Below are 25,241 nucleotides of genomic sequence, written 5' to 3'. Positions count from 1 at the left end.
ATCCTCCCGATAAAGTGCTTGCAGTCGGCGATAAGCCGGAAATGAAAATGAAACTGGCACAGTCCGCGCTGGAATATGGCCAGCATGCATGCTCATGCGCGCTGTAAAGCTGCATGACAGATTTTTCGCCCCTCATAATGGCAGATAATGCCGTTCGTCAAGCGTATTCGATATGATTGACCTTCTCCTCCACCCCAATTAAGGTCAAAAAATCTGTAAGACAGCTTTACAGATATAGCGATGCTTAAAAGCCAGTGGAGGAAAAAGTGAGCGTGACGCGCAAGGAGCATGATTTGCTCGGGACCAAGGAAATTCCGGCGGATGTCTATTGGGGCGTGCACACGGCACGCGCTGTGGAAAACTTCAAGATCACCGGGGTGACCATCGGCCACAACCCCTATCTCGTCCGGGGACTGGCCTATGTGAAGGAGGCGGCGGCACGCGCAAACCACGAGCTCGGCCTTCTGGACACAGAACGCATGGAAGCCATCGCCGAGGCCTGCCGCGATATTCGCGCCGGCGCGCTGCATGAGCAGTTCGTGGTGGATGAAATTCAGGGCGGCGCCGGCACTTCCACCAACATGAACGCCAATGAGGTCATCGCCAACCGTGCGCTCGAACTGCTCGGACACGAAAAAGGCGATTATGCCCGCCTTCACCCCAATGACCATGTCAATCTCAGCCAGTCGACCAACGACGCCTATCCGACCGCGATCAATGTCGGCCTGATCGAGGCCATTGACGATCTGGCCGCTTCCATGGGCGTGCTGAAGGATGCCTTCGACCGCAAGGCGCAGGAATTCGCCGGCTTCATCAAGATCGGCCGCACGCAATTGCAGGACGCCGTGCCGATGACGCTCGGCCAGGAATTCCGCACCTTCGTGGTGATGCTGGGAGAAGATCAGGCGCGCCTCATCGAATCCGCAGCACTTCTGCACGAGATCAATCTCGGCGCCACCGCCATCGGCACCGGGCTGAATGCGCCGCGCGGTTATGCCGAGCTTGCCTGCCAGCACTTGGCGGAACTGACCGGACGACCGCTGGTGACGGCGGCAGACCTCATCGAAGCCACACAGGACCCCGGCGCCTTCGTGCATCTCTCCGGTGTGCTGAAACGCGTCGCCGTGAAGCTGTCGAAGACCTGCAACGATCTTCGCCTCCTCTCTTCCGGCCCGCGCGCCGGGATTGGCGAAATCACCCTGCCCTCCGTTCAGGCGGGTTCCAGCATCATGCCAGGTAAGATCAATCCGGTCATTCCGGAAGTGGTCAATCAGGTGGCCTATGCGGTGATCGGCAATGACATCACCATCACCATGGCCGCTGAAGCCGGGCAGTTGCAGTTGAACGCTTTCGAGCCAATCATCGTGCGCGCGCTTTCACAGAGCATCAGCCAGCTCAGCGCCGCCTGCCGCACGCTGGCGGAACGCTGCGTCGACGGCATCGTCGCCAATCCGGCGATCATGGCGCAGCGCGTGGAAGAATCCATCGGTCTCGCCACCGCGCTCAACCCATTGATCGGTTATTATGCGGCGACAGAGGTGGCGAAGGAGGCGCTTGCCAGTGGCCGCACCGTGCCGCAGGTGGTTCTGGAACGCGGTTATCTCACCGATGCGCAATTGCAGCAAGCGCTGAGCCCGCGACACCTTGCAAACCTGCCCGCCGTCACGGCTGGCGAAGCCGATCTTCGCCAATAATCGTGGTCACCACCTGCTTCACCTGCCCAAGGTGAAGCTCCATCGCCTCCCGCGCCTCAGGCGCTGAACCCCGCCGGATCGCCTCGACGATCCGGCGGTGCTCGAAATTCGAGGCAACGCGTCGGCCGGCCATCAGGTTGACCATCTCTGACTGTTGGGAAAGGGCCTCACGGGCATCGGCCACCACCTTGGCAAACAGCCTGTTGGCCGAAGCTTCCGCAATGGCGCAATGGAATTGCCCATCCAGCAGCACCCAGGGATGCGGCCTTTCTTCGGCTTCCATCCGATCACAGAGGTCGAGCAGGACTTCCAGCTGGGCATTCGTGCGCCTCAACGCCGCCCAACCCGCCGCAGGAACTTCGATGAAGGGGCGGGCCTCGATCAGATCGCGGGCGGAATAGGCGCCGTAATTCAATTCGGAAGGCGGGGTCGGCGTCATCACATAGGTGCCGCTTCCGGTGCGGGTCTGTGTCAGCCCCAGGGTCTGGAGCGACCGCAAAGCCTCGCGAATGATCGGCCGGCTGACGCCATATCGGGCGGCCAGATGGGCTTCGGAAGGCAGCCGGGTGCCGACCGCAAGCTGCCCCGAGGTGATGGCGGAACGGATATCATCGAACACCGCTTCTGCGGCATTCTTGCGATTGATCGGCTGCGCATCCGACAGCCAATCCGACAACCCGCCCATCTTTAAACCCTCCGCACTCTCAATATGTTCGCAATATCAACGCAAAACCAGACAACCGCCCAAACGCAAAGGACGGCCGCCGCTCTCGCGGCCAAGCCGACCTTCCTAACATTATCCTGCCCGCCGGAACAACGACGGCGGATATTTTTGTTGGAGCGAGGGTGCAGTATCGCCGCACCCTCGCTCCGCGTCAGATATTACGCCTTTATTTCCGCTGCCTCCGGCTTGTCGTCCTCACGCGGGATGCGGAACCACGCGACATAGAGCGCCGGCAGGAAGAGCAGGGTAAGCGCCGTACCCACCACAATGCCGCCCATCATCGCATAGGCCATTGGCCCCCAGAAGATTTCCCGGGAGATGGGGATGAGGGCAAGTGTGGCCGCCGCCGCCGTCAGCATGATCGGCCGCATGCGGTGTTCGGTCGCCTCGATGACGGCACGCCATGCCGAGACCCCTTCGCTTCTCAGATGCTCGATCTGCACGACGAGGATGACCGAGTTGCGGATCAGGATACCGATCAGCGCCAGCACGCCGAGAATGGCGACGAAACCCATCGGCGCATTGGAGAAGAGCAGCGCCACCACGACGCCGATCAGGGCTGTCGGCGCCACGGCAAAGACCAGGAACAGCCGGCTGAAACTCTGCAACTGGATCATCAGGATGGTCGCCATCGCAAACAGCATCATGGGGACGACAGCGACGATCGGCGCTTGCGAATCCGCGCTGGATTCCACCGAGCCGCCCGTCTCCAGCGTATAGCCGACGGGAAGCGTTTTCTGGAACGCCTCGATGTTCGGCTTCAGCTGCTCCACAATCGTTGCTGGCTGCGTTGGACCGATAATGGCAGCCTTGACGGTGACAGTGGGGATCCGGTCGCGACGCCAGATGGTCGGCTGCTCCAGCTCATAACGGAAGTTGGCGATTGCCGAGAGCGGCACGGCCTTGCCGTTGGTTGCCGGCAATTGCAGGTTCTGCAAGGTCTCGATGGAGCCGCGCTCCGAAAGCTGCGCCCGCGCCACCACGTTAACGAGGTAGATATCGTCCCTCACCTGCGTGACGGTGGAGCCTTCGACAATGCTGTTCATGGCATTAGCGATGTCTTCCGACGAGACGCCGAGTTGGCGGGCCTTGTCCTGCAGAACATCCACTTTCACCACGCGCGTCGGCTCGTTCCAGTCCATGACCATGTTGGAAAGCAGCCGGTGTTCGCCGACGATGCCCGACAATTGCTGCCCGAGCTCGCGCACCTTCTGGATATCCGGACCGCTGAGGCGATATTGCACCGGCTTTCCGACCGGCGGACCGATATCGAGCAGTTTCACGAAGGCGTCGGTGCCGATAAAAGTCTTGTTCAGATAGTCCTGCAGCTCGGCGCGCACCTTGTCACGCACATCCAGCCCCTTGGTGACGATGACCGTCTGACCGAAGGTGACATCAGGCGTCTGCACGTCGAAGGACAGGATGAAACGCGGCGCGCCTTCGCCAACATAGGTTGTCCAATGGTCGATATCCGGATTCTTGGCCAGCATTTCCTGCTCGAACTGCGCCATCTGCCGGTTGGTCTCGGCAATCGAACTGTTCTGCGGCAGGTTCCAGTCAACGATCAGCTCCACACGGTCGGATGACGGGAAGAACTGCTGCTGCACAAGGCCCATGCCGCCGACGGAAAGGCCGAACAGCGCAATGGTGAGGATGATCGTCACCCAGCGCCAGCGCAGCGCCCGGCCGAGAAGCCAGGAAAAGGCAGAGGCAAAGCGGCCCTTTTTCTCATGATGCGATTTCATCGTCTTCGGCAGGATCGTCACGCCGAGCAGCGGCGTGAACAGGACCGCGACGATCCATGACACGATCAGTGAAACGGCGATCACCACAAAAAGCGTGAAGGTGAATTCACCCGCCGCACTGTTGTTGAGGCCGACCGGAATGAAGCCGGCAACGGTGACCAGCGTACCGGTCAGCATCGGGAAAGCGGTGGAGGTGTAAACATAGGTCGCCGCTTTCCTGAGATCGTCACCGACCTCAAGCCGCGCAACCATCATCTCAACGGCGATCATCGCATCGTCGACGAGAAGCCCGAGCGCGATGATGAGGGCGCCCAGAGAGATACGCTGCAAGGAAATGCCGGTATATTCCATGTAGACGAAGGTAATCGCCAGCACGAGCGGAATGGAAACGGCAACCACCATGCCGGCCCTGAGGCCAAGGCTGATGAAGCTGATGACGAGAACGATGGCGATGGCCTCGAACAGCGCCGAGGTGAAGCCCGAGACCGCCTCATCGACCACGGCCGGCTGATCGGACACGCGATGCACATCGACGCCAACAGGCAGATCCGCAACCACCCGCTTCATCTGCGCATCCAGCGCCTCGCCGAAGTGCAGCAGGTTGGCGCCGGTTTTCATGCCGATCGCAAGGCCGATGGCCGGCTGGCCGTTAAAGCGGAACAGCGAGGACGGCGGATCGACATAACCGCGCCGGATCGTCGCCACTTCCGTCAGCGGGAAAAACCGGTTGTTGACCCGCAGATTGATGGACCGCAGGCTGTCTTCCGAGGTGAACTGGCCGCTGACGCGCAGCGCCACGCGCTCAGGCCCGGCATTGACGAAGCCGGATTGCGTAACGGCGTTCTGGGCTTGCAGCGTCTTGATGATCGACTGCTGGTCGATGCCGAGCGCCGCGATCTGACGCGTGGAAAACTCCAGATAGATCGTCTCGTCCTGCGCGCCGATGACATCGACCTTGCCGATATTGTCGACGGTCAGCACCTTCGCACGCGCATCCTCCACCAGATCGCGCAATTGCCGCTGGCTGAGACCGTCGCTGGTGAAGGCGTAGATATTGCCATAAACATCGCCGAAGCGGTCGTTGAAGAAGGGACCGACAACGCCCGAGGGGAAATCGCCCTTGATGTCGCCGATCATGTTGCGCACCCGCACCCAGGTCGGCTCCACGTTGCGCGCCTTGGTTTCCGGCACCAGCTCCACAAAGATCGTCGTGCGGCCGGCCACCGTCTGGCTGCGCAGATGATCGAGATTGTCGAGTTCCTCGAGTTTCTTCTCGATCCTGTCGGTCACCTGCCGCGCCACTTCTTCGGCGGAAGCGCCGGGCCATTGCGCGCTGATCACCATGGTCTTGATGGTGAAGTTCGGATCTTCCTCGCGACCGAGGTTGAGATAGGAGAAAACGCCGGCAAGAACGAAAACCAGCATGAAGTACCAGACGAGCGAACGGTGTTCGAGCGCCCAGTCGGAGAGATTGAATTTCTTCACTGACGGACCTCCTGATCGATCCTGATGGCCTGTCCATCCTTGAGCTTGTGAACGCCGGCGCTGGCAACACGTTCGCCGGGCTTGACGCCGCCGGTGATGCGCACGCTGCCGCCTTCGGCTGGCTCACCCTCTATCGTGACCGGGCGGAGCGTTACCGTTGCCGTATCGGCATTGACGATCCAGACACCCCATCCATTGTCGGTTTTCAGCAGGGCAGATGACGGAAGCATGATCTGCGGTTCGGATGCGGCAAGCACCGAGGCCGTGACGACGGAACCGAGCCGGAATGCCGGCGGCGCATCCTGCAGGCTGATCTTCGTGCGGCGCGTGCGCGTCGCCGTTTCGGCTTCCGGAGCAATCTCGCGCACCACACCGGTGGTGCGAATTTTCGGGTCGAGCTGAAGGGCGATCTCGAAGGCGGAGCCGATCTCCAGACGCTGCGCCGCAAATTGCGGAACATCGACCACCACATCGCGCACTTCCGGGCGGGCAATCGTCACGACCGTTTGCCCGGCCGAGACGACCTGACCGATTTCGCCCGAAGTTGCCGTCACCACACCGTCAAATTCCGCATGCAGCTGCGCATAACCCAGCTGCTCCTCGGCCTTGTCCAGATTGGCGCGGGCCTTGGCGACGGACGCATTGGCGGTGCGGGTGGCCTGCTCGGCCTCTTCCAGTGCCGCTTCCGTGCCGCTGCGGGCTTCCGCCAACACGCGCTGGCGCTGCTCGGTCGTCACTGCATTGGCCAGCTGCGCTTCCGCATTGGAGAGGTCGGATTGCGCGCTCTTCACCGCAAGCTCGAGCGCGAGCGGATCGATTGACGCAACCACGTCGCCCTTCTTCACCAGATCGGCCACATCGACATTGCGGGCGATAATGCGCCCGAGCACGCGAAAGCCGAGATCGGTCTGAATGCGCGATTCCACCGTGCCGGTCAGACGCAGGGCATCGGCCGGCTTCTGTTCCACGACGACGGAAAGCACCGGGCGCGGCGCCTCGGCGGCGGCTTCCTGCTTGTCCTCGCAGGAGGAAACCGCAATCGCCACAGCCACCAAAAACAAGCTTTTGTATATACTGGACATTATTGTGCCTGCCCCTTTTCATAGGCGACCTTTTCACCGGCGCGGAGAAATTTGGTGCCGACGGTGACGACGAGATCGCCGGGATTAAGCCCCTGCGTGATGACGAATTGACCCGTCTCGTAGTCAGCGACCTCAACACGCCGCATGGCGATTTCCGAAGATTGCGGATCGACCACCCAGACGGCGGGTAAGCCATCCTGCGACGTCATCGCCGACCACGGAAGCTCAATCGCATCGACCTGTTTGAAGCGGAAATGGCCGGATACGGGCGCACCGAGCGGCATGGTCATATCGCCGTTCAGGCCGACCTTGACCCTGATCGTTCCATTGTCCGGGTCGATCGTCGGAGAAATCTCCCGCACCGGCGCCGCAACGCTGCGGGCGGGGTCCGACAGGAGGTTGACATTGACAAGATTGTCGATATCACGCTCGAGGAACAGGGATTCATAAACATCGAAAACCGCATCGCGCGGCCCGTCATGCGCCAGCGTGAAGACGAGCTGGGCGGCCTGCGCCACCTGGCCGACTTCGACATTGCGCGCGGTGATAACGCCATCCGCATCCGCCCTGAGTTCCGTATAGGACAGGGCATCGCGCGCCGTATCGAGCTGCGCCTGCGCCGATCTCACCGCCCCTTGCGTCGTGAGAAGGGTTTCCTGAGCCTTGTCTACCGCCGAACGCGAGGTCACCTGCGTCTTGAAAAGACTTTGCTGACGGTCGAACGTCAATTGCGCCTGCGTCTGCTGCGCTTCCGCTGATTGCAGGTTGGCCAGGGCGACATCGAGATCGGCCTTCTGCTCTTCGGGATCCATGCGGGCAAGCAATTGCCCGGTCTTCACCCGCGCGCCCACATCCACCAGCCGCTCGGTGATCTTGCCGCTGACCCGGAAGGACAGGTCCGTCTGGACCCGCGCCTTTACTTCGCCCGTGATGACGCTACCGCGATCAACGGGTTTTTTCTCAGCCGCGACCACATCGACGGTGCGGAGCGGCTTTTCGGCGGGCGGCTCTTCATTGCTGCAGGACGACAGGGCGAAAATACCGCCAAGCGCCGCCGCGATAAGAATAGTTCTCATGGTGACCTCTTGATCTTCGCCTCATCCTATAATATTTGACTGACTGAATAGTCAATGAAATTCTTATGCCGCTGATCGGGGAGCTGTCCGGAGTATCGGCACGGGTTCCCGAATGATCATTCTCGTCGTCCGGCTCATACCTGCGGGCGCATTGGCAATGTTCCGGCATAGTGAAGCATGCGCGCGCCTTCACAAAAATCGTTCCGGTTTTTGCGCCGGTGCTATAGGCAAACCCATCTCTCATTTCCGCCAATCGCGACGGACAGAAGGGCACGCGTCGAAAATAAAGAAGGATCCGGGGCCATGGCGAAAGCAAAACTGACACGTGCTGAACAGAAGATACAACGTCCGTTGCAAATTCTCGATGCCGCATTCGAGGAATTCACCAAAAGGGGATTTACCGCGACGCGGGTGGAAGACATCGCGGAACGGGTGGGGGTGACGAAAGGGACGGTCTACGTCTATTTCGAAACCAAGGAAGCGCTCTTCGAAGCGATGGTGAAGCACGCCTCCCTGCCGTTCCAGGAGGCGTTCAATGCCTATACGCATACATCCGACGACCCGGTCGAGGAGCTTCGTCTGCTGCTGGAATTCCTGTTCGATTCCCTCGTCGACAACAAGAAGATGCGGGAACTGTTCCGCCTGATCCTTGCGGAAGGCGCAAAATTTCCCGATCTCATCGACCAGCACCATGACACGTTGATGGCACCGGTCTTTACGCGCATCGATACGGTCCTCGAGGAAGGCGTCGCGAAAAAAAGGTTCAGGGCCAATCCTCCCGAACTCGCCAAAGTGGTGATGTCACCCATGGTCGGAACATTGGTGTTTCGGCTGATTTTCAACGACCGGCGCATTCTGGACAGACAGGCTGTCCTGAAAATTCATCTCGATCTGATCATGCGTGGGCTGCTGGCATAGGCATTATTTTTCGCGGCCCGGCCTCAGCCGACGCCACCGATGCAGACATATTTGAGCTCGGTATATTCCTCGATGCCGTGACGTGACCCTTCCCGGCCGAGACCAGACATCTTGACACCACCGAAAGGCGCCTCGGCGGTGGAAATAGCCCCCGTATTGACGCCGACCATGCCATATTCGAGCGCCTCGGCAACCCGGAAGACCCGCGACAGATCGCGCGCATAAAAATAGGATGCGAGGCCGAAATCGGTATTGTTCGCCTGCGCAATCACATCCGCCTCATCCTCGAAGCGGAAGAGAGGCGCAAGCGGCCCGAAGGTTTCCTCACGCGCCACCTGCATGCCGGCATCGACATTGCGCAGGATCGTCGGCTCGAAGAAATTGCCGCCCAACGCGTGTCTCCTGCCGCCCGTGGCGATCTCGGCGCCTTTCGAAAGCGCATCGGCAATATGGGCTTCCACTTTGGCAACGGCGTTTGCGTCGATGAGAGGCCCGAGAATGCTTGCCCTCTCCAACCCGTTACCGACCTTCAATTGCGCGACGGCCCCTGCGAATTTTCCAGCGAAAGCATCATAGACGCCGCTCTGCACATAAAGACGGTTGGCGCAAACGCAGGTCTGACCATTGTTGCGGAATTTGGCGAGGATCGCGCCCTCGACAGCTGCATCGAGATCGGCGTCATCGAAGACGATGAAGGGCGCATTGCCGCCGAGTTCCAGCCCCAGCTTCTTGATCGTCGGCGCACATTGCCGGTAAAGATGTTCGCCCGTACGCGTCGAGCCGGTAAAGGTCAGAAGGCGGATGTCCGGGCTTGCCGTCATCTCCCCGCCTATCTCTGCGGCTGGCCCCGTCAAAATGCTGAAAAGCGCAAGTGGCAGGCCGGCGCGCTCGGCAAGGATGGCAAGGGCAATGGCAGAAAACGGCGTTTGCGGCGCCGGTTTCAGCACCACCGCACAGCCGGCGGCCAGCGCCGGGCCGACCTTGCGAGTGATCATGGCATTGGGGAAATTCCATGGCGTGATGGCCGCAACGACGCCCACGGGCTGGCGAAGAACCAGAATGCGTTTGTCCGGCTGGTGGCCGGGCACTGTCTCGCCATGGATTCGCCGCGCCTCCTCCGCAAACCATTCGATGAAGCTCGCACCATAGGCGATCTCACCTTTTGCTTCCGCGAGCGGCTTGCCCTGTTCCAGCGTCAGTATCATGCCGAGATCGTCACGGTTTTCCAGGACGAGCCGGAACCATTCCTTCAGGATAGTCGCACGCTCGCCGGCGGTGCGGCGGGCCCACTCCTTCTGGGCGATCACGGCGGAAGCGATTGCTTCTCTCGTTTCCTTCGCACCGAGTTCTGGAACCCGTCCGACGATCTCACCGGTCGCGGGATTGAGGATCGCCGCCGTTTCACGGCCATCGCAACCAACCCAGCGGCCAGCCACCGGCACTTTCTCGCCGAAGAGTGTGGGATCATTCAGATTCATGGCCCATCCCTCAACAGAAGACCTGCGCCGAGGCCGGATCGAAGGCGAGATGCACGAGGTCGCCACGGCTGAGGCCAGAAATCGCCTCATGCCCGAAAGGCAGGCGAACCGCAAGCGGCTCACCCGAGCCGGTATGGGCCACCACATGGACATTGTTGCCGAGGAAAGTGATGTCGCTGACCGTGGCCTGGAAACCGGCGGCGGCGACCGGCCGGCTGCGGCTGAGCTGCAGCCGCTCCGGGCGCAGCATCAGCGCCGCTTTCTTTCCCGGCGCGGCTTCGCCATGCACCGGAATGTGATCGAAAACGATATCCCGACCGAGCGACACCGTCGCCCTGCCGCCCGAGGCGGCGAGGAGATCGCAGGCGATGAAGTCGCTGTCCCCGATAAATTCAGCCACGAAACGGGTCGCCGGGTGAGCGTAAAGCTCCGGTCCCGTGCCGATCTGGTCGATAACCCCCTTGGAAAACACGGCGATCCGGTCGGAAAGACGCAAGGCTTCTTCCTGATCGTGGGTAACGTAGAGGATCGTCACTTCCGTCTGCTGGTGAATACGGCGGATTTCGAACTGGATTTCTTCGCGCAGCTTCTTGTCGAGCGCCGACAACGGCTCATCCATCAAGAGCACCGGTGGGTCATAGGCAAGCGCCCTCGCCAACGCCACACGTTGCTGCTGGCCGCCCGACATTTGCGCCGGTTTTCTGTCTTCGAAACCTTCGAGACGGACAAGCCGCAGCATTTCCTTCACCTTCGCATCGATTTCCGCCTTGCTCTTGCGGCGGACCTTCAGCGGAAAGGCGATGTTCTCGCCAACCGACAGATGCGGAAACAGGGTGTAGCGCTGGAAGACCATGCCGATATTGCGCTTGTGCGACGGCGTCGACAGCAGGCTTTCGCCGTTCAGCAAAATATCGCCCGATGTCGGCTGCTCGAAACCGGCAAGGATATAAAGCGTCGTGCTCTTGCCCGAACCGGACGGCCCGAGAAATGTCATGAACTCACCCGGCTGCACGTCGAGATTGACGTCCTGAACGGCGACGACCGGTCCGTATTGCTTGCGGATGCCGCGAATCTGCAGGAGCGGTTTGGTCATGTTTTCAGTCCTTTTCGCACAGCCGCGACAAGCAGCATGAGAATGATGGTCACCGCGATGAGAAGCGTGGAGGCGGCCGCAATCACGGGCGTCAGATCCTGACGCAGCGTTGCCCAGATTTTCACCGGCAGCGTCTGCAATGTCGGGCTTGCCATGAAGATCGCCAGCACCACCTCATCCCACGAGGTTAGGAAGGAGAAGATCGCCGCCGAAAACAGGCCGTGGCTGATGGCGGGAAGCGTGATGCGGATTTTCGCCTGCAACGGGCTTGCGCCGCACAGCACCGCCGCATCCTCAATCGATTTGTCGAAACCCTCGAGCGCGCCGGTCAACGCCAGAATGGAAAAGGGCAGCGCCACGACGAGATGGGCAATAACGAAACCGGCGGTCGTGCCGGCAAGGCCAAGTTTCAGGAAAAAGGCGTAAAGCGCCACCGCCAGCACCACGACAGGCAGGATCATCGGCGTCATGAACAGCGCGCGAAGCGTGTTACGCCCAATGAAACGGCCGCGCACCAGCCCGAAGGAAGCGACAAGACCGATCAGCACGGACAGCACCGTGACCATGAGGGCGATGCGCAGGCTCGTCCAGGCGGCCTCCAGCCATCGCGGATCGGCGAAGAAATCCGCATACCATTTCAATGTCCAGCCGGGCGGCGGAAAGATCAGCCATTGCGACGAGCCGAAGGACAGCGCTGCGATGAAAACGATGGGCAGAACGAGAAATGCCATCGTCAGCACCGTGATCAGGAGGAGCAGCCATTTCCAGAGGCCGAGGCTGTTATAGTTCAAAAGCATGTCAGCGCCCCCCTGCCCCGGCCGCACCGAAAAATTTGAGCTGGATGGCGTAAAGCGTCAGCGTCACCACCAGCAGCACCAGTGCGGCCGCCCCGCCCATGCCCCAGTTGACGAGCGACTGGACGAATTGCGCTATGAGTTCGGCCAGCATCATGTTCGCCGTGCCGCCGAGGAGCGCCGGGGTGACGAAATACCCAAGCGACATGACAAAGACCATCAGCGCGCCGGAAATCATGCCGGGCGCTGCCAGCGGAATGAGGATGCGGGTCAGCGCCTGAAAGCGTGTCGCCCCGCACAAGGCCGCCGCCTGAAGAATGGCCGGATCGATCTTGCGGATGACGCCATAGAGCGGAATGATGATGAAGGGCAGCATGATATAGGTCATGCCTATCGTAACCCCGGTAAGATTGTTGACCAGCGCCAGAGGCTGATCGATGATGCCGAGCCCCATCAGCGTCTTGTTCACCACGCCCGTGCGCTGCAACAGCACCATCCACGCATAGGTGCGCGCCAGAAGATTGGTCCACATCGACAGGAGCAATATGGCAAAGACGATGGAAGCGAGCCGCGCCGGCATGATGGCGAGCGCCCAGGCGACGGGAAAGCCGATCGCCAGCGACACGACCGTTACCAGCGCCGACACCGCGAAGGTATTGAAGAAGATCTTCAGATAGGTGGAGCTTCCCAGCAGGGCGGCATAGTTGCCGAATCCGAGGACGGGTTCGGTGACGCTGCGCGACAGCAGGATCAGAACCGGAACGACGAAGAACAGGACAAGCAGGACAAGCGCCGGCAGGGTGGCCGTAAAGTTGCCGGGCCGGAAAGGCATCCGCACCTTTTCTTTCGGGCTGACTGTTTCATCGGTAAGCGAGACCATGCCCAAACCTCCCGGACGTGGAAAATCGCGCGGGCGCCTGTCGCGGCCCGCGCCGTTATCTTACTTCGCCTGCCAGGCGTACCAGCGCTCGCCGATCTCGTCGCGATGCTGCGCCCAGTAGTTCATATCGGCATTGACCTGGCTTGCCGTCTGCTGGTCCGGCAGGGTCTTGGCGGTTTCCGGATCCATCAGCTTGGCGGATTCGATATTGACCGGCGCATAACCCGTCGCGGTCGCCATATCCGCCTGCGCCTGCGCAGAAGTGGCGAGCGCGATGAACTTCATCGCCGCATCCCTGTTTTTCGTTCCCTTGGGAACGACGAGGGAATCCGCCGCGGTGATGTTCTGCTCCCAGGAGGTTTCCACCTTCACGCCGCTTTTTTCAAGCGCCGTCATGCGGCCGTTCCAGACGCTGCCGAAGGGCGCTTCCGCAGATGCAATCAACTGCTGCGACTGCGCACCGCCGGACCACCAGATGATATCGGATTTGATCGTATCGAGCTTCTTGAAAGCGCGGTCGAGATCGAGCGGATAAAGCTTGTCGGCGGCCACACCATCGGCCAGAAGGGCGGCTTCGATCACGCCCGGTGCCGACCATTTATAGAAGGTTCGTTTACCGGGAAATTTCGCAGTGTCGAACAGATCCGCCCAGCTCTTCGGGCAGGCGGCCACGGCATCGACATTGCAGCCGATGACGAAGGAATAATAAAAGCTGCCGACGGAGTAGTCCGTCACGAAGCGCGGATCGAGCTTGGTCTTGTCGATGACGGTAAAATCGAGCTTCTCCAACAGGCCTTTCGGGCCGGCCTGCGCGGCATAATCGCCCTCGACATCGACCACATCCCAGGTCACGCCGTTCGCCTCGACCATGGCTTTCAATTTGCCGTAGTCCGTCGGGCCGTCCTGCACCACGTTAATGCCGGTCGACACCATGAATTTTTCAGCCCAGGCCGCCTTCTGGGCGTCCTGCGTGGTTCCTCCCCAGCTGGAGAAAACCAGATCATTCGCCTCAGCAGATGCACCAAGGGCAAAAAGAGCGGCGCATGTCGTCAATACCAGTTTCAATTTCATGTTCCCTTACTCCGTTTTAGAGCTTCTTGTTGGTATGCACGTCGCGACCGGCGCATTTCACCCCAGCGGTGAAAACCGCGCCGGTTTCATGATCTTGTTTTCGGCGACTTCGATGAGGTCGCGGATTTTCGGAAGGAAGGACAACCAGCGCGGATCGGCCATCAGCCGTGCGCGCCGTTCCTCGCGGTCATCCAGGCTCGAAAAGGCCCAGATATGGACGATCTCATTGATCGGGCCGATCTCGGAGAAAAAGTAACCCACCAGCTCGCCGAGATGGCTCTTCTGGATTTCGATACCCTCCTCCTCGACCACCTTGAGGTAGGCGGGAATGGCGCCGTTCTTCAGCCGATAGGTGCGGATTTCGTAAAACATGGGCTCACCGCATCACGAAGGGATCGGGGATCGGGTCATCGGAGGTGCGCAACCATATGGTCTTGGTGCGCGTGTAATCGAGCGCCGCCGCAAGCCCGCCTTCGCGACCGTCGCCCGACAGGCCGAATCCGCCGAAAGGCGCAATCGGCGAAACCGCACGATAGGTATTCACCCAGACGATGCCGGCCCGGATCGCTTTCATCAAACGGTGGGCGCGCGTCAGGTTCTGCGTGAAGACACCTGAGGCAAGCCCATAGACCGTGTCATTGGCCAGCGCGATGGCTTCCGCTTCGGTTTCAAAGGAAACGACCGAGAGGACGGGACCGAAGAACTCTTTCTCCATCGATGGCGAACGAATGCCGTCGCAATCGAGAATGGTTGGCCGATAGAAATAACCGTCGCCGTCTACCGGCGCACCGCCTGTAATAACCTTGGCGCCCGCATCCACGGAGGCGGAAACCAGCGAAACGATGTGCTTCCTTTGGCGCTCCGTCGCCAGCGGGCCTACTTCCGTCGCCATATCCAGCGGCGAGCCGATGCGGATCGCCTCAGCCTTCGCCTTCAGAATCTCGAGGAACCGATCCTTGACGCTTCTTTCGACGATCAGCCGCGAGCCGGCGACGCAGCTCTGGCCGGTCGCGGCGAAAATTCCCGCCACCTGCGCATTGGCGGCACTTTCGAGATCGGCATCGGCAAAAACGAGGATCGGCGATTTGCCGCCGAGTTCCAGCGAGGTGGAAGCGAGGTTTTCAGCCGAATTACGCACGATATGACGCGCCGTTTCCGGACCGCCGGTAAAGGCGATATGGGCCACTTTCGGATGGGTGGTGAGCGCCGTGCCGCAGGACGCGCCGAAGCCGGAGACGATATTGACCACACCGGCGGGAAAACCGGCCTCATGCACCAGCCGGGCGAATTCCAGAAGGGGTGCAGGCCCATCTTCCGAGGCCTTGACGACAATGGTGCAGCCGGCCGCGAGTGCCGGGCCGATCTTGACGGCGGCGAGAAACAGCTGGCTGTTCCACGGCACGATGGCCGCCACGACGCCCACGGGTTCGCGCCGCAGCCAGACATCCATATCCGGCTTGTCGATCGGCAGATAGGCGCCCTCGATCTTGTCGGCCAGACCCGCATAATAACGATAATAATCCGCGACGTAGGCAATCTGCGCGGAGGTCTCACGGATGATCTTGCCGGTATCGCGGGTTTCGAGTTCGGCGAGCCTCTTCGCATTCTCAGTGACCAGATCGGCGAGCCGGTAGAGCAGCTTGCCGCGCTGTGTCGCCGTCAGTTTCGGCCAGCCTGCATCTCCGTAAAGCGCCCGATGCGCGGCCTCGACCGCACGGCCGACATCGGCCTCGCGGCTTTCCGGCATTTCGGCCCATGCAGTGCCGCTTGCGGGATCGAGACTTGCGAAACGCGCCTCACCATCTTCGAAACGTCCGTCGATATAGCACTGGAAACTGCGCATCGCGTTACTCCCCGAAAGCCGGCATGACATCGGAAAGGAAGCGCTCCAGCGAGGCCTTCTTACGCTCGAAGCTCATGCCCGTATCGATCCAGAAGGAATATTCGTCATAGCCCATAGCCTCGTAAGCTTTAAGCCGGCTAATCACCTCATCGGCATTGCCGACGACATTGTTCTTTCGCATGACATCGGTGGAAAGCATCGCGTTGGCGGCGATGTCTTCGGGCGCAATACGCTCGATCAGACCCTGATGGATCGGTTTTTCGTTTTTGAACCAGGCGAAGAAATAATTGTAATAGACGCTCATCTCATGCGCCGCCTGGGCGATATCGGCTTCATCGGAACCGACATAGGTGTGGCGAAGCAACATGATTTTCGGCCGCTGTTTTTCCGGGTTCTTGGCGCAGGCATCGTTGAAGCGGCCCATCAGGGTTTCCACCTCGTCATCGCCCTGCCAGAGTGGCGTCACCTGCACGTTGCAATCATTGGCGACAGCGAATTCATGCGAATTCGGATCGCGCGCCGCCACCCAGATCGGCGGGAAGGGCTGCTGCAATGGCTTGGGAGCGGAGGTGGTGGCCGGAAATTTGTAGAACTCGCCGTCATGCGCATAGTCCCCCGCCCACACACCTTTGACAGCCGGGATCAGCTCGCGCATGCGCTGGCCAGCCCCCCAGGCATCGAGGCCCGGAAGCAGCCGCTCATATTCAAACGAGTAAGCACCGCGCGCGATGCCGATATCGAGACGGCCGTCGCAGATGAGGTCGGTCATCGCGGCTTCGCCTGCAAGCTTGATCGGGTGCCAGAAGGGCGCAATCACCGTACCAGTGCCGAGACGCGCCGTCCTGGTGCGCCGGGCAAGATCGGCGATCGTCACGAACGGGTTCGGGGCAATGGTGAAATCCATGCCGTGATGTTCGCCGGTCCAGATGGCATGCATGCCGCCGCGATCGGCGATTTCGCAAAGCCTCACGAACTCCTCGTAGAGCGTCTTGTGATCCTGCGAGGCGTCCAGCCGTTCCATATGGACGAAGAGGGAGAATTTCATGGGTTTGCCGCCTTCATCGAGATGGGATGGACCCTACCGGCAGTCTCGTTACCGACATAGACACCGAAATTGCCGATTGAACTTTCCAGCGCGAACCGGTTGACAATGTCCGCCGTCGCGCCGGAATCGAACTTTGCCGAAGCCAGCGCGCCGGGCAACAGAAAACGGCCCTGGCGCGGCGCATCGTCCCCATCCGCAAGCGCGTGGTAGACGATGTGCTGACGCCCATCCGCCTTGTTTTCATAAACCGAGTAAAGAAAACCCGTTCTGACCGTCAGTCCGGTGAGCTCTTCCAGCCGCGCCGTTAGCGCCGCGACCGGATCGCCGCCCGCCACGACGCAGCCGGGCAGCGACAGCACATCCTCGCCGACGAGGTAAATCTCGCCACGACGCTCAAGAACCGCGCCGACAGCGATTTCACCCTCTGCCGCAGCCGAAAGTGCCTTTGCGGCCAGCATCGGCGTGAAGTAACCGCCGCGCGCATAACCGAGGCCGTTCAGACCGCTATTCTCGAAAGCGTCGATGCGACCGAGCAAAATGACGTGGTCTCCGGCCTCGATAACCTCCTGCATCGAACATTCGAACCAGGCCGCAACATCGGTAAAGACCGGTGAGCCTGCCGGCGCATCCGACCAGATGGCGGCGGCGAAACGATCTTCCACCGGCCGGGCGAACGTATTGGACAGATCCTTCTGACCTTCCGACAGAATATTGACGGCGAAATTTTTCGCACCCGTCATCGTCGCGAAATTGCGTGAGCTGCGAGCAAGGCAGATCAACAGCAGCGGCGGATCGAGCGAGACGGAGGTGAAGGAATTTGCGGTGAAACCCACCGGCTTTCCGGCTTCGTCGCGGGTGGTAACGATCGTCACCCCCGTCACGAAGGCGCCGAATGCGTCGCGCAGGGCGCGCGGATCAAGGGTTGCAACGGTCATTGCGGCTCCTCCTCTAAAGCCAGCCATTCGGCCATCAATGCATTGACGGTTTCGGGTGCGGTCAGATTGACCATATGCCGGTGCGCCTCGACGATGCGGGCATAACCGCGCGGCGTGATCGCCGCCATCTGTTCCGCCATCAGGGGCGTGGAGTTCGGATCGTCCGAACCGGTCAGAAAAAGCGCCGGGCAGGTGACCGAGGACCAGCGGTCGGCATAGGTCTCGTCCCCGCCCGCAAAGGCGGTATAGGCGACCGCGTAAGCTTCCGGATCGACCATTTCCAGCCAGCCTCGCGTCAATTCCCGCGCGTGCTGGCTTTTCAGATCATCGCCAAACCAGCGCAGCAAGGGGCCCTCCTTGTCCACGCCCGTGGTGCGGATCGCCGCCGCGCGAGCGAGCACCGCCGCCTTCGCAACGGGGTCGCGGCGATAAACACCGTTCAGATACCCGACACGCGCTATGCGATCTCCAAGCGTCGCGGCTGCCCCGCCGGAAATCAGCGCACCCATGGAATGCCCGGCGACATTGGCGCGCTCTATCCGCATGTCGTCGAGAAACCGGCCGAACCAGCCGACGAAATCCTCAAGAGTGCTGCCGGCCGCAAGACGTTCGCTGCCGCCGTGGCCGGGCATGTCGACCGCGATGACGCGGTGCGTCCTCGAAAACACCTCGATCTGCGGCGTCCAGGCTTCGAGCCGCATTCCAACACCGTGGATGAGGATCAGATTCTCGCCCGCGCCGGCTTCGAAATAGGCGGCCCCGCCTCCGGTCGTTTTCCGGGGGAGCGTGGCGGCGCCTGTCTTTGCACCGTTGACCCGTGACGTGTCGGCGACCCTTTGCATTGGCGTTCGCCTCAAACGCCGGCCGGATTGGCGACATCCTGGCCGAGATCCTTCAGATCCTGATAACGGTCGCCGATGCGATGATGCGGCCGGCCGCCAACGGAAGCACCGAGCGCGACCACGATCTCGTCCGCAGCCGGGGCATCGGGAATGGCAGTCTGGATCGTCAGATAATGCGAACGGCGGCCCTCATCATTCTTGTCCATCAGCGGGATCATGATCGGCGCATTGCCGGGGCCGCGCGTATTGCAGAAAGCGAGGTAGGATTTGGCGCCAACCGCCTGACGATAGTGATTGCCGAAGCGCAGCGTATGGATGAGCGCGGAAGCATGTTCGATCTCACCATCCAGCCCCACGACGGCCGCCTTGCCATAGGCCTCCACCGCCTCGCCGGAACCGACAGCGTCAAGGATCATCTTCGTCAGCAATTCGCCAAGTACCGGCGCGCCTGCGTGAATTTCCGGCTTCAGATCGACCACGAAACCTTTGCCCGCCCAAGGATTCTTAACGACCGCAATGGCGGCGAACAGCTTCAACGGCGCTGCGGCAGCCTTGCCCCCCTCAATCAACGTCGTTTCGACCTGCAGCAGGGTCTTGCGGATCTGGATGGACATCAGCGCTCTCTCCGTAAATATGATGGCTTATGGTATGCCATAATATATGACTGTCAAGTACCGTAATCTCGCAAGGGCGAGCAGTTGAATTTTGAGGATTGTCGTCGCCGACAAGTCGAGCGCTATGGGCAACCGATTGCACTTGGCAAGCAACGATTGGAGGCGGGAAAATGGGGCAGATTTGACCGGGACGTCATCAGCCGGGCTGGATGCGCAAGTGGCCGCCTTATATGGCGCTCATGTTCCGGAAGATCAGGGCAACTGAGGCCGGCGGCCTCTATTCCTGACTTTCAAGCCGATATCGAGAACCGGGATAGAGCAGCCGTACGGACGTGACGGCGCGGCTCGACGACCAGGTTCTGCGGCGCACGAGAAGGCAGGGCTCGTTTCGGCTGATGGCCATCAATTTGCATTCCCAGGGCTGGGGCGATGCCGCCTCGATGAATTGCTCGGTCCGAGAAATCGGTGCCGCCGCCGTGAGATAAGCATTCGGGGTGAGCGTATTGAAATCCTGCATCAGATAATCCGGAGCGATCTCCGCATTAACGAAGCGATCTTCGAGCTGGATTGGCACATCGTCTTCGTGATGCACGATGATAGAGTGAAAAACCTTCGCTCCCACGGCGATCTCCAGCGCGGTTGCGAGATCGGGACCACAAACTTCCGTCTGGGCGAGGATCAGGCTAGGCCGATGCGTCGAACCGCGCTCCTTGATCTCGTCGGCGATGTTGCGCACGCCCATCATGCCGGCGCTTCGCTTTTTCGGGGCAACAAAAGACCCGCGCCCCTGCACGCGAACGATTACCCCCTCGGTTGCCAGCTCCCTCAGGGCGCGGTTTGCCGTCATGCGACTGATACCCAGCATGTCGACGATCTCGTTTTCGGAGGGTATCCTGTGGTTGGTCAACCACTCACCGCTGGCGATCTTTTCCTTGATCTGTTCTTTCACCCGCTCATACAGCGGCAGGGAGGAGCGATCGCCCGAGACAGGAAACTCGTTTTCGGTGACGGGCAGCATTGAAACTCCTAAAAATCGGGCGACTGCACAAAACGCAGCCAGAATCCGCGCAAGCACAAAATTATCACATCCTATCTTGCTTGTCTTTCGCAAATATGTGAAGTTACATATACAACTTGAGGGGAAAATAATGGCAAGCGAAGACTCAATCTCCAGCGGCCGCAAGTCTCCCGCCGATAGTCGGGGCGATATTCGAATGCCCGCCCAGCGCAACGGCAGGAGCTGCCATACCGATGCCGAAGCTATGCTCGACGGCTCGGTCGCGCAATATGCGCTGAAAGACCGCCCTTGCCAGAACCCGCCAACCGCATACGCCTTCGACTCGGAATGGCCAATGCGCGGGAAGCATATGAATTTCTCAAAGTTGTATAGTGAACTTCCGACACGCCGCTCCAAGGTGAACATCGAATTCCATATTGATTCGACGAGCGCCCGCCCGCCGATTTCGACGGGACATGAAATGCACCAATGACCGCCGGGCTGAGGGGTGGACATCTGCCCAGGGCACGCCCGGCTGAAGCCACAAAACGCATGCCAGCAACTTGCCAATCATCAAACCAAAAGGGGAATGCAATGCTGAATTCAAAGCTGAAAATCGCGCTGGCCACCACCGCGCTCATCATGGGAGCCTATGCCGGGTCCGCGAAAGCGGAAGGCTATTGCGCCGCTGGAAAGACCATCACCTTCGCCGGCATCGACTGGGAAAGCGGCGCTTTCATCACCGAAGTCATGAAGGAAATCCTCTCCAAGGGCTATGATTGCAAGGTCGATTCCATTCCCGGCAACTCCGTGACGCTGGAACAGGCGACCGCCAATAACGATGTGCAGATCTTCGCTGAAGAATGGATCGGCCGCTCCGACGTCTGGAACAAGGCCGCGGAAGCCGGTCAGGTAACATCGGTCGGCAAGACCTTCGTCGGCGCCGCCGAAGGCTGGTTCGTGCCGGAATATCTGGTCAAGGGCGACCCGGCAAAAGGCATCGAAGCCAAGGCGCCGGACCTGAAGAGCGTCGACCAGCTTTCCGACCCGAAGATCGTCGAACTGTTCAAGGATCCGGAAGAGCCGACCAAGGGCCGCTTCCTCAATTGCCCCTCGGGCTGGACCTGCGAAGGCGTCAACACCGCCAAGCTGCAGGCCTACAAGCTGGAAGCAAACTATGTGAACTTCCGCCCCGGCACAGGCACCGCTCTCGACGCCGCAATTGCCGCCGCCTATCTCCAGGGCGAGCCGATGCTGTTCTATTACTGGAGCCCAACGGCAATCATGGGCAAATACAAGCTGGTCCAGCTGCAGGAGCCGGCCTATAGCGACGCCTGCTGGAAGGAACTGACGAGCGCCGATGGAAAGCGCGACGCCGGTTGCGCCTTCCCTTCCGTTGAGGTGGCCTATGGCGTGAACAGCACCTTTGCGAAGGAAGCGCCGGAAATTATCGCGATCCTTGAAAAGGCGACATTCCCGCTGGCGGAGATCAACTCCAGCCTTGCCTATATGACCGACAAGCAGGTCGACGCGACAGCCGCTGCCAAAACCTTCCTTCAGACCAAGGCCGATATCTGGGGTAGCTGGGTTTCTGCGGACGCCAAGGCGCGTATCGAAGCCGCCGTCAAGTAAACATCGCAGGCGCGCCGGGCTTCCGGCGCGCATTTTCCCGTCAGGACAGGGGCCGGCTACCGGACATGGGGTCGGCAGGCGCGAGGACGACACCAATGTTTCCCGAAGTTTTTCATATTTCCATCCGAGGCCCGATTAATGAGATCGTGCGTTCGCTGGTGGTGAATTACGGCTCCGTTTTCAAGGCGATCTCGCAGACGATCCTGCAGGCGATCCTTTTCGTGGAATGGGTGCTGCGCGGTCTGCCGTGGTGGGTCATTTTTCTAGTCTTCCTGGTGCTCGCCTGGTTCGCGGCGAAGAAGATTTCGCTCGTCCTCATGGTGGCGGTGATGCTTTTCATCGTCGGCGCACTCGGTCTCTGGGACCTGACGATGCAGACGCTGGCGCTGATGCTGATTGCCAGCCTCATCTCAATCGTCATCGGCGTGCCCATGGGCATCCTGCTTGCCAAAAGCGAATGGGCAAGGCGCATCACCCTGCCGGTGCTCGACGTCATGCAGACCATGCCGAGCTTCGTCTATCTCATTCCCGCCATCATGCTTTTCGGCCTCGGCAAGGTCCCGGCCGTGCTTGCCACCATCGTTTACGCCGTGCCGCCGCTGATCCGCCTGACCGATCTCGGCATTCGGCAGGTGGACCGCGAAGTGGTGGAGGCGGCAACCGCATTTGGCGGCAGCCCGCGACAAATCCTCTTCGGCGTCGAATTGCCGCTCGCCACGCCCACGATCATGGCCGGCCTCAACCAGACGATCATGATGGCGCTCTCCATGGTCGTCGTCGCCTCGATGATCGGCGCGCGCGGCCTTGGTGAGCAGGTGCTGAACGGCATCCAGACGCTCGATGTCGGCAAGGGCCTCGAAGCGGGCCTCGGCATCGTTATTCTCGCAATCGTGCTCGATCGTATCACCCAGGGTTTTGGCCGATCCAGCCGGAAGGAAATGGGCAATGACTGATATCCATATCCGCAACGTGTCCAAGATCTTCGGCGGCAACTGGAAGGCCGCGCTCGCCATGGCGCAGCAGGGCGCGGAGAAAAGTGACATCCTGGCAAAGACGGGATGCAGCGTCGGGCTCGACAATGTCAGCCTCGATATAGCGGGCGGCCGCATTTTCGTGATCATGGGCCTCTCCGGTTCCGGTAAGTCGACGCTGGTGCGCCACATCAACCGCCTTATCGAACCGACAAGCGGCGAGATTCTTGTCGGCGACGACAATGTTCTTGCGCTGAAACCGAAGGACCTGCGCGACTTCCGCAACCGGCGCGTCAGCATGGTGTTCCAGAATTTCGGCCTGATGCCGCACCGCACCGTGTTGCAGAACGTCGTTTATGGCCAGCGTGTGCGCGGGCTGACCAAGGCCGATGCGCGGCCCATCGGCATGAAATGGATCGAGACCGTCGGCCTTTCTGGCTATGAGGACAAGTTTCCGCACCAGCTTTCCGGCGGTATGAAGCAGCGTGTCGGCCTCGCCCGCGCGCTGGCCGCCGATACTGACGTCATCCTGATGGACGAGGCCTTTTCGGCGCTCGATCCGCTGATCCGCGCTGATATGCAGGACCAGTTGCTGCAGCTCGAAAAGAACCTGCACAAGACCATTGTTTTCATCACCCACGATCTCGACGAGGCGCTCCGTATCGGCGCGCAGATCGCGATCCTGAAGGACGGCAAGCTGGTGCAGGTGGGAACGCCGGACCAGATCCTCAACAGCCCCGCAAACGACTATGTCGCCCGTTTCGTGGAGCGCCGCACGGGTGCGGGAGAAGGCCAGCATGGCTGATACGATCACCATCGATCGTGCCCTCACCTGGCAAGAGATCGCCGCTGTTGCAAAGGGCGCGACGCTTTCCCTGTCGGACAAAGCGTGGCGGCGCATTGCCGAAGCCCGCGCCATCGTCGATGCACTCGTCGAAAAACGGGTGCGCGGTTACGGCATCAATACCGGTGTCGGCGCGCTCTGCGATGTGATCGTCGACATCCCGCAGCAGCAGGCCCTCTCCCGCAACATCCTGCTCAGCCACTCCTGCGGCGTCGGAGAACCGCTCGGGCGCGAAGAAACGCGCGCCATCATGGCCGCCCAGATCAACAACTTCGCGCATGGTTATTCCGGCGTGCAGGTCAAAACGGTCGAAGCGCTGCTGGCCCTGCTGAATGCCGATATTCTTCCTGTCATTCCGTCAAAGGGCTCGGTGGGTTACCTCACCCATGCCGCGGCGATAGGGCTGGTGCTGATCGGCGAAGGCCGGGCCCGCCACGGCGGCGAACTCATCAGCGGCAGGCAGGGTCTCGAAAAGCTCGGCCTCGAACCCATGGTTCTGCAGGCGAAGGAGGGGCTGAGCCTCGTCAACGGCACACCCTGCGCCACCGGCCTCGCCAGCCTCGCGCTCGCCCGCACGACTTCGCTCCTTGGCTGGGCCGATGCGGCAGCGGCGATGAGCTATGAAAACCTTGGTGCGCAGGCCGATCCCTTCGCCGCAGGGCCGCTGGCACTGCGCAGCTCACCCGGCATCCAGACCGTCGGCGCAAACCTGCGCCAGCTTCTGGCGGCAAGCCCGCTTCTTGCCCGGTCGGCCGGATCGCGCACGCAGGATCCGCTCAGCCTGCGCGCCGTGCCGCAGGTGCACGGCGCCGTTCGCGACAGCGTCGCGCAGATCGCGGACGTCGTAGACCGCGAGCTCGCGAGTGTTACGGACAACCCGGTCGTCGGCGGCACGCCGCAAGCGCCCGAGGTCCATTCCCAGGCCCATGCCGTCGGTGCGGCGCTCGGGCTTGCCATGGATGGGCTGGCGACGGCCGCGGCCGAACTTGCGGCGATTTCCGAGCGGCGTATCGACCGGCTCGTCAACCCGCTTGTCAGCGGGCTGCCCGCCTTTCTGGCGGAAAACGATGGTGTCTGTTCCGGTTTCATGATCATCCAGTACACGGCCGCAGCACTTGCCGCGGAAAACCGCCGCCTCGCCGCCCCCGCCAGCCTCGATGGCGGCATCACCTCCGCCTTGCAGGAGGATATACTGACACATGCTACCGCCGCCGCCGATAAGACGCTTTCGATTATCGGCAATCTGGAAACCATTCTCGCAATCGAGATCATGAGCGCCGCGCAGGCTTACGACATGCAGCCAGACGAAGGCGGCCGTGCGCCCGGCACCGATACGCTTTACCGCCGTGTCCGGACGGCGGTGCCATTTTACCGCGACGACCAGCCGCTCAACGATCCGGTAGCTGCCGTTCGGGAAATGCTGCAAACCACGCTTGCGGGGATAGTTGCCGACGCAGACTAGATACTGCGCCGGAAAT

At 60.8% G+C, this 25,241-nt stretch carries 23 protein-coding genes; 7 read left to right on the top strand and 16 right to left on the bottom strand.

Going from position 1 to position 25,241, the window contains the following annotated elements:
- The first annotated feature begins 266 nt into the window (after positions 1–266).
- Positions 267–1,694 carry an aspartate ammonia-lyase gene (locus RAC79_RS09770; protein WP_336509893.1) on the top strand — a complete coding sequence of 476 codons (1,428 nt, stop codon included), beginning with the start codon at positions 267–269 and terminating at the stop codon, positions 1,692–1,694.
- Here RAC79_RS09770 and RAC79_RS09765 read toward each other — a convergent pair.
- The 4 genes from RAC79_RS09765 to RAC79_RS09750 all read right to left on the bottom strand — a co-directional run bounded on the left by RAC79_RS09765 (position 1,663) and on the right by RAC79_RS09750 (position 7,806).
- Complete coding sequence (locus tag RAC79_RS09765) at positions 1,663–2,379, bottom strand: FadR/GntR family transcriptional regulator (RefSeq protein WP_065656538.1); 717 nt, start codon at positions 2,377–2,379, stop codon at positions 1,663–1,665. The genes RAC79_RS09770 and RAC79_RS09765 overlap by 32 nt on opposite strands.
- Positions 2,380–2,576: 197 nt before the next feature.
- Positions 2,577–5,648 carry an efflux RND transporter permease subunit gene (locus tag RAC79_RS09760; protein WP_174040070.1) on the bottom strand — a complete coding sequence of 1,024 codons (3,072 nt, stop codon included), beginning with the start codon at positions 5,646–5,648 and terminating at the stop codon, positions 2,577–2,579.
- Positions 5,645–6,730: an efflux RND transporter periplasmic adaptor subunit gene (locus RAC79_RS09755; RefSeq protein WP_174037026.1), complete on the bottom strand. Its 1,086-nt coding sequence runs from the start codon at positions 6,728–6,730 to the stop codon at positions 5,645–5,647. Before RAC79_RS09755 ends, RAC79_RS09760 begins: the two co-directional genes overlap by 4 nt.
- A complete protein-coding gene (locus RAC79_RS09750) occupies positions 6,730–7,806 on the bottom strand; it encodes an efflux RND transporter periplasmic adaptor subunit (protein ID WP_174040071.1) in 1,077 nt (358 codons plus the stop codon). The genes RAC79_RS09755 and RAC79_RS09750 overlap by 1 nt, the downstream gene beginning before the upstream one ends.
- A 303-nt stretch (positions 7,807–8,109) precedes the next feature.
- On the opposite strand from RAC79_RS09750, the gene RAC79_RS09745 reads away from it, so the two are divergent.
- A complete protein-coding gene (locus tag RAC79_RS09745; protein WP_078052068.1) occupies positions 8,110–8,724 on the top strand; it encodes a TetR/AcrR family transcriptional regulator in 615 nt (204 codons plus the stop codon).
- A 23-nt stretch (positions 8,725–8,747) separates the two neighbouring features.
- Here RAC79_RS09745 and RAC79_RS09740 read toward each other — a convergent pair whose 3' ends face one another.
- From RAC79_RS09740 to hutC, 12 genes are all read right to left on the bottom strand, one after another.
- Positions 8,748–10,202, bottom strand: coding sequence for an NAD-dependent succinate-semialdehyde dehydrogenase (locus RAC79_RS09740; RefSeq protein WP_125144978.1), 1,455 nt, complete (start codon positions 10,200–10,202; stop codon positions 8,748–8,750).
- Positions 10,203–10,212: 10 nt separating this feature from the next.
- Positions 10,213–11,295 carry an ABC transporter ATP-binding protein gene (locus RAC79_RS09735; protein ID WP_125144979.1) on the bottom strand — a complete coding sequence of 361 codons (1,083 nt, stop codon included), beginning with the start codon at positions 11,293–11,295 and terminating at the stop codon, positions 10,213–10,215.
- Positions 11,292–12,092 (bottom strand): ABC transporter permease, encoded by an 801-nt coding sequence (locus tag RAC79_RS09730; RefSeq protein WP_174040073.1) that lies wholly within the window; start codon positions 12,090–12,092, stop codon positions 11,292–11,294. Before RAC79_RS09730 ends, RAC79_RS09735 begins: the two co-directional genes overlap by 4 nt.
- 1 nt (position 12,093) lies before the next feature.
- A complete protein-coding gene (locus RAC79_RS09725) occupies positions 12,094–12,921 on the bottom strand; it encodes an ABC transporter permease (RefSeq protein WP_244926187.1) in 828 nt (275 codons plus the stop codon).
- A gap of 108 nt (positions 12,922–13,029) precedes the next feature.
- Positions 13,030–14,040 (bottom strand): ABC transporter substrate-binding protein, encoded by a 1,011-nt coding sequence (locus RAC79_RS09720; protein ID WP_078052073.1) that lies wholly within the window; start codon positions 14,038–14,040, stop codon positions 13,030–13,032.
- Positions 14,041–14,097: 57 nt separating this feature from the next.
- Positions 14,098–14,412 (bottom strand): NIPSNAP family protein, encoded by a 315-nt coding sequence (locus tag RAC79_RS09715; protein ID WP_020813480.1) that lies wholly within the window; start codon positions 14,410–14,412, stop codon positions 14,098–14,100.
- A gap of 4 nt (positions 14,413–14,416) precedes the next feature.
- Complete coding sequence (locus tag RAC79_RS09710; protein WP_174040075.1) at positions 14,417–15,883, bottom strand: aldehyde dehydrogenase; 1,467 nt, start codon at positions 15,881–15,883, stop codon at positions 14,417–14,419.
- Between the two features lie 4 nt (positions 15,884–15,887).
- Positions 15,888–16,928 carry an LLM class flavin-dependent oxidoreductase gene (locus tag RAC79_RS09705; protein WP_142780789.1) on the bottom strand — a complete coding sequence of 347 codons (1,041 nt, stop codon included), beginning with the start codon at positions 16,926–16,928 and terminating at the stop codon, positions 15,888–15,890.
- Positions 16,925–17,863 carry a flavin reductase family protein gene (locus RAC79_RS09700; RefSeq protein ID WP_142780790.1) on the bottom strand — a complete coding sequence of 313 codons (939 nt, stop codon included), beginning with the start codon at positions 17,861–17,863 and terminating at the stop codon, positions 16,925–16,927. The genes RAC79_RS09705 and RAC79_RS09700 overlap by 4 nt, the downstream gene beginning before the upstream one ends.
- Positions 17,860–18,705 (bottom strand): alpha/beta fold hydrolase, encoded by an 846-nt coding sequence (locus tag RAC79_RS09695; protein WP_374996989.1) that lies wholly within the window; start codon positions 18,703–18,705, stop codon positions 17,860–17,862. The genes RAC79_RS09700 and RAC79_RS09695 overlap by 4 nt, the downstream gene beginning before the upstream one ends.
- A gap of 11 nt (positions 18,706–18,716) precedes the next feature.
- Positions 18,717–19,319: an amino acid synthesis family protein gene (locus tag RAC79_RS09690; protein ID WP_080857506.1), complete on the bottom strand. Its 603-nt coding sequence runs from the start codon at positions 19,317–19,319 to the stop codon at positions 18,717–18,719.
- Between the two features lie 277 nt (positions 19,320–19,596).
- Positions 19,597–20,337, bottom strand: coding sequence for a histidine utilization repressor (hutC, locus tag RAC79_RS09685; RefSeq protein ID WP_065656553.1), 741 nt, complete (start codon positions 20,335–20,337; stop codon positions 19,597–19,599).
- A gap of 130 nt (positions 20,338–20,467) precedes the next feature.
- Here hutC and RAC79_RS09680 point away from each other — a divergent pair, with 130 nt between their 5' ends.
- The 5 genes from RAC79_RS09680 to hutH all read left to right on the top strand — a co-directional run bounded on the left by RAC79_RS09680 (position 20,468) and on the right by hutH (position 25,225).
- Positions 20,468–20,809 (top strand): hypothetical protein, encoded by a 342-nt coding sequence (locus RAC79_RS09680; RefSeq protein ID WP_142845400.1) that lies wholly within the window; start codon positions 20,468–20,470, stop codon positions 20,807–20,809.
- 101 nt (positions 20,810–20,910) lie between these two features.
- Entirely contained in the window at positions 20,911–21,948 is a 1,038-nt protein-coding gene (locus RAC79_RS09675; protein ID WP_142845377.1) for an ABC transporter substrate-binding protein, read from the top strand.
- A 95-nt stretch (positions 21,949–22,043) separates the two neighbouring features.
- Entirely contained in the window at positions 22,044–22,901 is an 858-nt protein-coding gene (locus RAC79_RS09670; protein WP_137453595.1) for a proline/glycine betaine ABC transporter permease, read from the top strand.
- Positions 22,894–23,724, top strand: coding sequence for a glycine betaine/L-proline ABC transporter ATP-binding protein (locus tag RAC79_RS09665; RefSeq protein WP_003519594.1), 831 nt, complete (start codon positions 22,894–22,896; stop codon positions 23,722–23,724). Before RAC79_RS09670 ends, RAC79_RS09665 begins: the two co-directional genes overlap by 8 nt.
- Positions 23,717–25,225 carry a histidine ammonia-lyase gene (gene hutH / locus RAC79_RS09660; RefSeq protein WP_142845378.1) on the top strand — a complete coding sequence of 503 codons (1,509 nt, stop codon included), beginning with the start codon at positions 23,717–23,719 and terminating at the stop codon, positions 25,223–25,225. The genes RAC79_RS09665 and hutH overlap by 8 nt, the downstream gene beginning before the upstream one ends.
- Positions 25,226–25,241 lie beyond the last annotated feature (16 nt).

Origin of the sequence: Agrobacterium sp. LR_9, assembly GCF_041954855.1 — a bacterium.
Lineage (GTDB): Bacteria > Pseudomonadota > Alphaproteobacteria > Rhizobiales > Rhizobiaceae > Agrobacterium > Agrobacterium leguminum.
Note: the sequence above shows the minus strand (reverse complement) of the source record. Positions and strands in the feature narration are given on the sequence as shown.

Excerpts from the sequence above, each read along its gene's own strand:
- RAC79_RS09765 (WP_065656538.1), bottom strand. The coding sequence starts at position 2,379 with ATGGGCGGGTTGTCGGATTGGCTGTCGGATGCGCAGCCGATCAATCGC.
- RAC79_RS09755 (WP_174037026.1), bottom strand. The coding sequence starts at position 6,730 with ATGTCCAGTATATACAAAAGCTTGTTTTTGGTGGCTGTGGCGATTGCG.
- RAC79_RS09750 (WP_174040071.1), bottom strand. The coding sequence starts at position 7,806 with ATGAGAACTATTCTTATCGCGGCGGCGCTTGGCGGTATTTTCGCCCTG.
- RAC79_RS09745 (WP_078052068.1), top strand. The coding sequence starts at position 8,110 with ATGGCGAAAGCAAAACTGACACGTGCTGAACAGAAGATACAACGTCCG.
- RAC79_RS09740 (WP_125144978.1), bottom strand. The coding sequence starts at position 10,202 with ATGAATCTGAATGATCCCACACTCTTCGGCGAGAAAGTGCCGGTGGCT.
- RAC79_RS09735 (WP_125144979.1), bottom strand. The coding sequence starts at position 11,295 with ATGACCAAACCGCTCCTGCAGATTCGCGGCATCCGCAAGCAATACGGA.
- RAC79_RS09730 (WP_174040073.1), bottom strand. The coding sequence starts at position 12,092 with ATGCTTTTGAACTATAACAGCCTCGGCCTCTGGAAATGGCTGCTCCTC.
- RAC79_RS09725 (WP_244926187.1), bottom strand. The coding sequence starts at position 12,921 with ATGCCTTTCCGGCCCGGCAACTTTACGGCCACCCTGCCGGCGCTTGTC.
- RAC79_RS09720 (WP_078052073.1), bottom strand. The coding sequence starts at position 14,040 with ATGAAATTGAAACTGGTATTGACGACATGCGCCGCTCTTTTTGCCCTT.
- RAC79_RS09715 (WP_020813480.1), bottom strand. The coding sequence starts at position 14,412 with ATGTTTTACGAAATCCGCACCTATCGGCTGAAGAACGGCGCCATTCCC.
- RAC79_RS09710 (WP_174040075.1), bottom strand. The coding sequence starts at position 15,883 with ATGCGCAGTTTCCAGTGCTATATCGACGGACGTTTCGAAGATGGTGAG.
- RAC79_RS09705 (WP_142780789.1), bottom strand. The coding sequence starts at position 16,928 with ATGAAATTCTCCCTCTTCGTCCATATGGAACGGCTGGACGCCTCGCAG.
- RAC79_RS09700 (WP_142780790.1), bottom strand. The coding sequence starts at position 17,863 with ATGACCGTTGCAACCCTTGATCCGCGCGCCCTGCGCGACGCATTCGGC.
- RAC79_RS09695 (WP_374996989.1), bottom strand. The coding sequence starts at position 18,705 with ATGCAAAGGGTCGCCGACACGTCACGGGTCAACGGTGCAAAGACAGGC.
- RAC79_RS09690 (WP_080857506.1), bottom strand. The coding sequence starts at position 19,319 with ATGTCCATCCAGATCCGCAAGACCCTGCTGCAGGTCGAAACGACGTTG.
- hutC (WP_065656553.1), bottom strand. The coding sequence starts at position 20,337 with ATGCTGCCCGTCACCGAAAACGAGTTTCCTGTCTCGGGCGATCGCTCC.
- RAC79_RS09680 (WP_142845400.1), top strand. The coding sequence starts at position 20,468 with ATGGCAAGCGAAGACTCAATCTCCAGCGGCCGCAAGTCTCCCGCCGAT.
- RAC79_RS09675 (WP_142845377.1), top strand. The coding sequence starts at position 20,911 with ATGCTGAATTCAAAGCTGAAAATCGCGCTGGCCACCACCGCGCTCATC.
- RAC79_RS09670 (WP_137453595.1), top strand. The coding sequence starts at position 22,044 with ATGTTTCCCGAAGTTTTTCATATTTCCATCCGAGGCCCGATTAATGAG.
- RAC79_RS09665 (WP_003519594.1), top strand. The coding sequence starts at position 22,894 with ATGACTGATATCCATATCCGCAACGTGTCCAAGATCTTCGGCGGCAAC.
- hutH (WP_142845378.1), top strand. The coding sequence starts at position 23,717 with ATGGCTGATACGATCACCATCGATCGTGCCCTCACCTGGCAAGAGATC.